Below are 8,286 nucleotides of genomic sequence, written 5' to 3'. Positions count from 1 at the left end.
TGGTTCCAGAGGCATTGAGGCCCGCGCGAAGCCTTCGCCGCGCCGTTGCCGGAAGCGCATCGTCGCGGGCTCTCCGAGCGATATGCCGATGATGTGCTCGTAGACCGGGCGATCCCTGTGCCAGCCGATGCCGGCACCGGGATCGTACCGGATCAACAAGGCCTGGATCAGCAGTAGGGGAGCAAGGCCGGCAAAATGCGCTGCACGGTCGCGAAACGGCGGCAGCCAGTCCGGGATCGACGGCGCTTCCATGGGCTTGGCCGCCTCGAAGTCATAGCACCACCCGAACGATGCCGTGAGCCGTCTTCCAGTCCAGCCCTGAAAGCGAAACGGCGTCAAATGACTCTCGTCGATCTTGCGGATGAGCCTCGCCGCTATCGTTCCCCTCGGTCATTTCCCCTGCTCCGGGGCGTTTGCAGTGGGTCCACCCGGGCCCGGAACGTCAGCCATGCGGCCCCGTTCCCCAACCGCTCCCGGCGAGAATGTCTTTGGGATTCTTCAGGTCCAGCAGCGTGCGAAGCGCTGCACGTTTGTCGCCGGCCTTGTCATAGAAAGCCCTGGCGATCCGATAGCCCACCCAGTACCCTAGATCGCCGGGCTGATCGGGGGTGCCCACGCCATTGTAAAGCCAGCCAGACAGGTCTGAGCTGTCGGCATCGGCCAGGAACCTCGCATCGATCTCATCGACGTGCCCCTGCGTCCACGACTGCAGGTGTACATTGCTCACCTGACCCGAGATCAGCTCGGCGACGAGCTCGGCAGTTCCTTCGATGAGCGATTGGCGCAGGACAGTGGTCGGCGCATTCTCATCATCGAGCGCTGGGTCCTGCTCGATGTGCCCGTATTCGTGCGCGATCAGGTGGAACAGGCGGTCCGAGGGATCGGGCTGCAACCACGATGCCCTACATGCGACCTCAAGCCCGATAAGCACACCTGACTTTCCGGTCGTCCCTCCACTGTTGTTCCCCCCGACAAGGATCGTGACGGGCGGGAAGGTGGCTTGCGGATCGAGACGGGCGAGCGTGCGAAACGCCGTCTGGAGCTTGCCGGACACCTGTGGCAGCACGGTCATACATGTTCGAGCCTCGTCGTAGACGGCACGGTTCTGCTGAATGACCTTCGCCAGCGAGGACCCGGAGATGATCCGGTTCGGTACAAACTGACGAACCCCGTCACTGCCGGCCTCGATGTAATCTTGCTGGAGCACCCGGGCCGAAGGAGCGCCGCGGGCCTCGTCATAAACCCGGTAGAAGCGCGCTACGTCCTCGATGCGGATCTGGGCGAGGTCTTGCGCCTGCACCGGCACGATGAAGGCCAAGACCCCTGCTGCGCTCGCGGCCACAAGACCCAGACGTTTGCGCACCATTTACCCCCCTTAAGCTTCGATCCGCGGCAGCGTAACAGGTCGGGCGCGCGTTGCCAGAGGGGTTGTGCCGGCACCCGCCCGACGCGACCGGCACCGGAATGCGGGAGCCGAACGCGCAGGAGAGCCCCCCACGCGCGCAGGCGCTACGGCCTTGCTGCGGCGCTGCTCGCGCGGCAAGAGGGCAGCCATGCTTGAAGACGACGCCCTGGCAGCCGAACGCACCCGGCCACGACTGACCTGCCGCCATCTCGCCGAAATGGCCCCGTTCATCCCGCCCAGCCTTTCGAGGCGTCGGGGACAGGCGCGAGCATCACGCCCTCTGTGCCCCACACGAACATGTTCCATCTCAAGCTTGATGGCGAGCCGGAGTGCTGGCTGGCATCGCGCGACCGCGTGGCGCGAGAGACGGGCATCTGGCTGTTCGGCAACCTGCGACAATCGCAGGACCCCGCGGCATGCGAGGTCGAGATTTCGATAGGCTCATCCGCGCTTACGCTGCGCAATGAGGAGATTGTGAGGGCCGTCGATCTATTGTTCTGAGAGGCGTGTGCCCGACCAGGCGCTGGCCCGCGCAACGCAACGCTCCCGGCGTGCGGCGCATGATCGATTTTCGAGAGATCGCGCGCAGACATGTGCGGGCGCGCATCCCTCTCACCCTGTTAAAAATAGCGGTATTCCGCATAAAATACTCGATCAATGCGGCTTTTCGCTTGTCATGTCTTCGAAACTGAACTAGCGGTATTACGCATTCAATCGACAGGAATAGCGGCATTCCGCATGATTTATCAGCCATTCCCCATGCTGGGCCAGCAATTGCGCAAGTGGCGCAAAGCCCGCTCGCTGACCCAGCCAGCCCTTGCGCGGCGACTGGGCAGGGATCCCGCCCGGATCTCGGAACTGGAGCGCGATCTGCTGGGATCGCGGTGGGGCCGTGACCGGCTGACGTTGCTGGCCGAAGCCTGTGATGCGCTGAGCGTCGTCCCGGTTCTGGTGCCGCGCGATCAGGTGGACAAGGTGCTGGAGACGGTCGCAGGCACCGCGGGCACGGGCCACCGCGCAAGGCCCGTGACCACCGCCTTCGACGACCTGTTCATCGACCTTGGGAGCGAACACGGCAATGAGTCGGATGGCGAGCCGGGTGACGAACCGGCGAAGGACGGCACTGACTGATGGCCAAGATACCTGCCGTCATGGGCGTGCATCTGCTCGATGCGTCGCGCGGCCCGACGCGGGTCGGGACCCTTACCCGCGATGGCGACGGGGGTGTCTCGTTCGTCGTTGCCGAGACCTACCTTCAGGACGAACAGCGACCTGTCCTGAGCCTGGGCTGGTTCGATCCTTCTTCGGCCGAGGGCACGCGCGACAGGCTTGCAGCGCGCACCCAAAAGGTGGCGATCAACGGTTTCCTGCCGCCGTGGTTCTCCGGCCTGCTCCCTGAAGGGGCGCTGCACGAGATGGTGCTGGGTGAGATGGGCCCCGGGGATCATGACCAGTTCGATGTGCTCACCAGGCTGGGCGCCGACCTGCCCGGCGCCGTCCTGGTGACGCCCGAGACGGAATTTCCCGCCTCGGCCGGGCCGGCCGAAATGGTCGACACACGCGGATTTCAGGCGCCCCTGCCCAGCGGGCTCGTCAAGTTCTCGCTGGCGGGCGTGCAGCTCAAGTTCACCGCCAACCTTCATGACGAACGCCTGACGGTGCCCGGGCGCGGAGAAAGCGGGCGGTGCATCATCAAAGTCGCGAGCGAGCGGTACGCCGGCCTGCCCGAGGCGGAGCATGCTGGCATGCTGCTTGCGCGCTCACTGGGCGTGAACACCGCCGATTGCCGGCTGGTCTCGCGCGACGTCGTCGAGGGGATACCCGAGGAGATGCTGGAGCACGGCGACCAGATCCTGGTCGTCGAGCGCTTCGACCGCTCGAGCGACGGCAACCGCATCCACATCGAGGACACCGCGCAGATCCTGGGCGCTGCGGGAGAGCGCAAGTATACCATGGGTACGAGCGAGACGGTGATCAACGCCGTACGGCGCTTCAGCACCGACAACCGCAGCGACATCCTGGAGGCGGTACGGCGCATTGTCGCCGACGTGCTTCTGGGCAATGGCGACAACCACCTCAAAAACTGGTCTTTCCGTTTTCCGGCGCCCGGGCAGATCCGCCTTTCACCGGCTTACGACATCGTGCCCACGGTTCTGTTCATGCCGGGCGACACGATGGCGCTGCAATTCATCGGCACCCGCAGCTTCGAGACCGTCAACCTGCACCGCTTCGAACGGGTCGCCAGGTTCCTGGATCTCGATCCGCGATGGATGACGCGCGAGGTACGGAATATCGTAGTCAAGGCGCTGGACACCTGGCCTGCCCTGATGCCCGAGTTGCTGCCCCGCGAGCGCGCGAGCGCCCTGCTGTTGCGCCTTGAGGGCCTGCGCATCGTCCAGGAAGCGCGCGGCTGAACCGATCCTCGCACTCCTCGCTGCCCACTGCCCCGCCCCGCAATGCCCCAAGGAGAAGGCCATGATCGACTTTCGGGAGAATGCGCGCAAACAGCTGCAGCGCGCAAAGGACGAGCTTGCGAGCGCTCAAGGGAAAAGCAGTCACCCAGACCACAACACGTACGACCTACAGCCTTCCGGATTCGACAGTAAACCCGGCGCACATGCTCTCCGACCTGGTCGCCGGCGGTGCGGCGAGCGCTATGCCCCCCGGCAGCGATGAAACGCTGGTAAGCGGAACGCGGCGTTTCACATTGCCGACTTCAGACCTTACGCCCAGCGGGTTCGAGGAACTCATTAGCCCGCTGGCGCCGGAAGATCCCTCATATCTGCCGATCACCACCAACGCTGCCCGCACGTTTCAGGTGGACGCCGGCGTCACTTCAGGCCGGATAAACCTTCTGGTCGACACAGGTTCCGCCAGCTTTGAAGGTTCGAGCGGTGCCGGTGTAGTTGAAATCTGGCAAAACGGGGTGCGTGTCGCCGCATCGGGAGCGGACTATGTCCGCAGCAGCGAGGCGGTCGCCCCCGGAACGCCCGAGGCCGGGCCATTCATTCTCAGCTTCGATTATGATCCCGCGAATGGCCAGGACATTGAAATCCGTGTGCCTGCCGGTAACGCCGGCCTCGCGATCGAAGGGCTGCAGCTCCAGGATCCTGACCTTGCGATCCCCGAGCCTGTAGAGCGCTGGAAAAGCGCAATTGCGTATGAGACGTCTGCAGCATTCGATCCTCCCCTCGCCTCGGCGGACCCGGAACAGGTGGCTGCGGCCAGGGACGATCCGTTTGGCGAACGGGCATTGCCCGAAGGGGTCGTCGCCGAGTTTGCACTCGATCCCGGCCCAGTGGCAGCACACATCGACATCGCGTTCGACGCCTACGAACGAGCGGACACCACGGAAATATGGCAGGGCGGGATCCGGCTTGCCGCCACGGGTCAGCCGGCGGAAGCGCAAGGTGCGCAAGTCGGCGAAGGTGCGGCTCGCAGCGGCCTCAGTGTCCTGAGCTTCGACTATGACCCCGCGCGCGGCCCGCTAACGGTCACGGTCAACAATAGCGGGCATGACGCCTCGAGCGCCTGGGCGGTGGGTGCGATTTCGATGCGATCCTACGGTTCTTCGCCCGCATCGACCGGCGATGTCGTCAAGATCGCCGCGGGCACACAAACCACCGGACGAGGGAATGTGCGATACGACTTTGCAACCGATACGCGAGGCGGCACCGAACGCATTGTATCGCGCGATCTCAGCCTCAGATCACTCGGCCTCGATCCTATCGATTGGGAAGACCCTGACGGCTTGGCGCAGAAAGTCGCAAGCGCCAGTGGCACCGTAGGTTCCGCATTGCGCTATTTTGGAGCCCACTCGGGGTCCCTTGAGGTGCGCCAACATACCCAGACCATCGGCATTGACATCGCCACCGAGGCGCTCGGCAACCTGGTGGATGCGGACATGTCGGTTCAGTCGGCTCAAATTGCCGCGCTCCGATTGCGCCAGCAACTCGCGGCGCAAACGCTCGCCATCACCAATCAGCAGCCGGAGTTCTTGCTGGCACTGTTCCGGACATGATCCGCGGCTGAGGGTTGCAGAGGATCTTTTGGCCTACGTACTTACAATGCCGATGCAGGGAGCTGTGAAAATTGCGTCCTCACACCCAATCCGCCATTTTGGCTGACCTTCACATCACGCGTGATGACGAGACAATGGCCCGGGCCATCTATCCGGTATTGATGGATGTCATTCGTCGCCGAGCGAGCATCGATCTGGCAAACCTGGCCCTCGTTGTGCGCGAACGTTGTCCCGAGCCCGAGCATCCGATTTATCGGCTGAGACCTGACGATCTGTCCAGGCCGCTGCTGGTCCTGCGCGCCTTCACCTCACCACGTGGGTACCCCGATATGACGTGTGTGGTGGTTCAAGGCACAGCGCCCCTGACCGCCGAAGATTACGCGGACCCGACGCGGGCGGCCGCTCGCGCGTTTACTTTTGACTGGCCATCCGTGGAAGAGCAGCTTGCACTGCAATGCGACAAGTGGCGCCGAGATTTCGAGGGCAGAGCATAATCAACGCGATGAGGCTATCCGCCGTCAGCGGCCTTGGCACAGATCAGGAGTTGAGATTTCAGGAGGGTTTGGACTTCCTCGTAGTGACAAAGGAACGCATATGAAGCCCAATCGCTTGTTGCGAAAATTGCCAACCAAGGTCTCTGCCGAAGCGGCGGTGAACGGCGCCGGCCGGCAGACGAGGCGGTTTTTCTCTGCAGGCTACAAGTTCGGCATCGTGCTCGAAGGACTGCGTAGCGTGGATAGGGTAGCGGGGTTTTAGCGGCGTGAAGGCAGTGTGCATATGCACGGATTTGTTCCTGCTGATCGACCAGCACCACATGCCCGACTTTCCAATGTTCGACACCGCAAAGCTGCACTGCAATGCCGCCATTGCTCTGGCGGCGCGCGCAGCCTGCGCCTAGTGACAGCGCGGCTATGCCCGCATCGCCGCCACTAGTATTTCCGAAAGACAGCCATGATCGCGTCCCTCATCACCTATTCGGCAGCGCTGGGCATTGCCGCCGCAATTCCGGGCCCAGGGGTCGCGGCGGTCGTGGGCCAGTCTATGGGCAATGGGCTGAAGGCGGCCCTGTTCCTGCTTGGCGGGATCATTCTGGGCGATCTGACCTACCTTACCGTCGCGGTCGCCGGACTTGCCGGTATCGCCAAGGCCTTCTCGGGCGCCTTCCTGGTCATCAAGGTTCTGGGCGGCTGCTATCTTGCCTACATCGCCTGGAAAATGTGGACCAGTACGGGCGGTATCGTTCAGGCGCGCGCAAAGGAAAGCCCGAGCGGCCTTGGCTCGTTTCTCAGCGGATATTCGCTGACGCTGGGCAACCCCAAGACCATCGTGTTCTACCTTGCCCTTTTGCCCACGGTTCTGGATCTCGGCGCGGTCGGTCGGACTGGCGCAATGGGCTGCGCTGGCATGCGTCACGGCATTGACGCTGGTGGTCACGCTGGCGCCTTACGCAATCCTGGCGCATCGCGCCCGCAGCGTGATCGCCCGGCCATCGGCGCTGCAACGCATCACGCGTGCCGCAGCCGCCATCATCGGATCAACCGGCGTGATCGTCTTGGGCCAGGCCGCACGGGAACTCTCGCGCCGCACCTGACCCGCGACCAGGAAGTCATTTCGAATTAGGATACCATGTTGAACTGCCAAAAAATTCGCATCCTGGCTGCGGCATCAATCACGGCGATGCTCGTTCCGAACAGCAGCCTTGCAGCCGGTCCGGCGGCACAGCCGGACTTCTTCGGCGCCGCCCTATGCGAACCCGCCTACAGCTTCGGGCTTGCTACGCAGCTTTATGAGGAAGCCGAAAAGCTCGGTCGGCCCGACACGTCAGTATTGGGTGCGATCTATGCCCTGCCCACGCCCATCGAGCGCGAAGGCCTCACAGCCCGGGCCGCTGTGTTCGCTGGCACCTCCATCGGTGTGCTGCTGGACGGCGAAGTCGCTGAACAGGCAGCGCAGCGCTATCATCTGGTCCGGGAAAACAACCACCTGCTGGGCGCATCGAAACGCGGATTTTCCCGTGAATTGCCCGATGACCGGCAGGCCATGAAAGACCTCGGGATTATCTCGATCGTGGCACGGGAAAGCGGCGCCCTTCATCGTACAACCTTGCTGGCCTGCGAATTCGTTTCGCACGAAGACCGGAAGGCTCTGCAAAGCCTAGAGGTGGAGAAAGGACGCTAATCTGTAACCGCTGCTTCGACCCCACGTGGGATGTGGAGAGGCTTCAGTGTACGGTCAGGGTTCTTGCAAAGGCACACTGGCCATGGATGAAGGAGATGATCTGGGGGATCATCCGCCAGGTATCTGCAAGAGCCTGATTTGCGAGAGGATCCTGGAGCTGGTCGATCCATGATATGCCATCGATGATCGTGCTTTGGCCAAGGATAGCTGCAAGCGGCAGGCCGAAGTCTCGATCAGACACGAAGGGCTTCCATGCGTCCATGTCCAGATGCATTGCGGTGAAGAAGCCATTGGCAAAGTCTTCCAGCAGGACCTCGCCGTCCTCGGTCCGCATATAGATCGGCGCATAGACCTCAGGGCACTCGGCAAGCTCGATGCAGATCTGGTTGTAGCGCTTAAGGATCGTTCGGCGCGCGGGTGCCGATCGGGCGCTTTGGACGTGTTCGCGCAGGATGCTCTTGAGCCATATGTCCGGATTGATGATGGACGGGCCGGCAGCCAACGCCGCGAGGAAGCCATCGATCGAGGAGACACCGGCGACCGGCGGATCAAGCGTATCGAGCCAGATTTCGAGCTGCTCTAATGAGAGCGTTCTGCCGGATGCGGTTTGACGTTTGAAGCTCATGCTGCCAGCGCTTCTAGCCGATCAGTCGCAGGGCGCCAGTTCCATGCCAACAGGCTG

11 protein-coding genes are annotated in these 8,286 nt (G+C 62.9%); 8 read left to right on the top strand and 3 right to left on the bottom strand.

Annotated elements, in window-relative coordinates:
* Both LH128_RS10035 and LH128_RS10030 read right to left on the bottom strand, forming a co-directional pair.
* On the bottom strand, nt 1-252 hold a 252-nt coding region (locus LH128_RS10035; RefSeq protein WP_008829511.1), incomplete at its 3' end, for an alpha-ketoglutarate-dependent dioxygenase AlkB.
* Nucleotides 253-442: 190 nt separating this feature from the next.
* Nucleotides 443-1,366: a DUF2268 domain-containing putative Zn-dependent protease gene (locus LH128_RS10030; protein WP_008829510.1), complete on the bottom strand. Its 924-nt coding sequence runs from the start codon at nt 1,364-1,366 to the stop codon at nt 443-445.
* Nucleotides 1,367-1,702: 336 nt separating this feature from the next.
* On the opposite strand from LH128_RS10030, the gene LH128_RS10025 reads away from it, so the two are divergent.
* From LH128_RS10025 to LH128_RS09995, 8 genes are all read left to right on the top strand, one after another.
* A complete protein-coding gene (locus tag LH128_RS10025; RefSeq protein WP_008829509.1) occupies nt 1,703-1,906 on the top strand; it encodes a hypothetical protein in 204 nt (67 codons plus the stop codon).
* A gap of 237 nt (nt 1,907-2,143) precedes the next feature.
* Entirely contained in the window at nt 2,144-2,536 is a 393-nt protein-coding gene (locus LH128_RS10020; RefSeq protein WP_008829508.1) for a helix-turn-helix domain-containing protein, read from the top strand.
* Entirely contained in the window at nt 2,536-3,819 is a 1,284-nt protein-coding gene (locus tag LH128_RS10015; protein ID WP_008829507.1) for a type II toxin-antitoxin system HipA family toxin, read from the top strand. Before LH128_RS10020 ends, LH128_RS10015 begins: the two co-directional genes overlap by 1 nt.
* 203 nt (nt 3,820-4,022) lie before the next feature.
* Nucleotides 4,023-5,426 (top strand): hypothetical protein, encoded by a 1,404-nt coding sequence (locus LH128_RS31330; RefSeq protein ID WP_008829506.1) that lies wholly within the window; start codon nt 4,023-4,025, stop codon nt 5,424-5,426.
* Between the two features lie 71 nt (nt 5,427-5,497).
* Nucleotides 5,498-5,920: a hypothetical protein gene (locus tag LH128_RS10005; protein ID WP_008829505.1), complete on the top strand. Its 423-nt coding sequence runs from the start codon at nt 5,498-5,500 to the stop codon at nt 5,918-5,920.
* A gap of 100 nt (nt 5,921-6,020) precedes the next feature.
* Nucleotides 6,021-6,182 carry a hypothetical protein gene (locus tag LH128_RS33300; protein ID WP_156799967.1) on the top strand — a complete coding sequence of 54 codons (162 nt, stop codon included), beginning with the start codon at nt 6,021-6,023 and terminating at the stop codon, nt 6,180-6,182.
* A gap of 195 nt (nt 6,183-6,377) precedes the next feature.
* Nucleotides 6,378-7,046 carry a LysE family translocator gene (locus LH128_RS10000; RefSeq protein WP_008829503.1) on the top strand — a complete coding sequence of 223 codons (669 nt, stop codon included), beginning with the start codon at nt 6,378-6,380 and terminating at the stop codon, nt 7,044-7,046.
* A 6-nt stretch (nt 7,047-7,052) separates the two neighbouring features.
* Nucleotides 7,053-7,604, top strand: coding sequence for a hypothetical protein (locus LH128_RS09995; protein WP_008829502.1), 552 nt, complete (start codon nt 7,053-7,055; stop codon nt 7,602-7,604).
* Between the two features lie 43 nt (nt 7,605-7,647).
* Here LH128_RS09995 and LH128_RS09990 read toward each other — a convergent pair whose 3' ends face one another.
* Nucleotides 7,648-8,229, bottom strand: coding sequence for a UPF0149 family protein (locus LH128_RS09990; RefSeq protein ID WP_008828249.1), 582 nt, complete (start codon nt 8,227-8,229; stop codon nt 7,648-7,650).
* Nucleotides 8,230-8,286 lie beyond the last annotated feature (57 nt).

Source organism: Sphingomonas sp. LH128 (genome assembly GCF_000293195.2).
In the GTDB taxonomy this organism is placed as follows: Bacteria; Pseudomonadota; Alphaproteobacteria; order Sphingomonadales; family Sphingomonadaceae; genus Novosphingobium; species Novosphingobium resinovorum_A.
This window is presented reverse-complemented; position numbering and strand designations above follow the sequence as displayed.

Coding starts and splice junctions, on each gene's coding strand:
- LH128_RS10000 (WP_008829503.1), top strand. CDS start 6,378: ATGATCGCGTCCCTCATCACCTATTCGGCAGCGCTGGGCATTGCCGCC.
- LH128_RS09995 (WP_008829502.1), top strand. CDS start 7,053: ATGTTGAACTGCCAAAAAATTCGCATCCTGGCTGCGGCATCAATCACG.
- LH128_RS10020 (WP_008829508.1), top strand. CDS start 2,144: ATGATTTATCAGCCATTCCCCATGCTGGGCCAGCAATTGCGCAAGTGG.
- LH128_RS10015 (WP_008829507.1), top strand. CDS start 2,536: ATGGCCAAGATACCTGCCGTCATGGGCGTGCATCTGCTCGATGCGTCG.
- LH128_RS31330 (WP_008829506.1), top strand. CDS start 4,023: ATGCTCTCCGACCTGGTCGCCGGCGGTGCGGCGAGCGCTATGCCCCCC.
- LH128_RS10025 (WP_008829509.1), top strand. CDS start 1,703: ATGTTCCATCTCAAGCTTGATGGCGAGCCGGAGTGCTGGCTGGCATCG.
- LH128_RS09990 (WP_008828249.1), bottom strand. CDS start 8,229: ATGAGCTTCAAACGTCAAACCGCATCCGGCAGAACGCTCTCATTAGAG.
- LH128_RS33300 (WP_156799967.1), top strand. CDS start 6,021: ATGAAGCCCAATCGCTTGTTGCGAAAATTGCCAACCAAGGTCTCTGCC.
- LH128_RS10030 (WP_008829510.1), bottom strand. CDS start 1,366: ATGGTGCGCAAACGTCTGGGTCTTGTGGCCGCGAGCGCAGCAGGGGTC.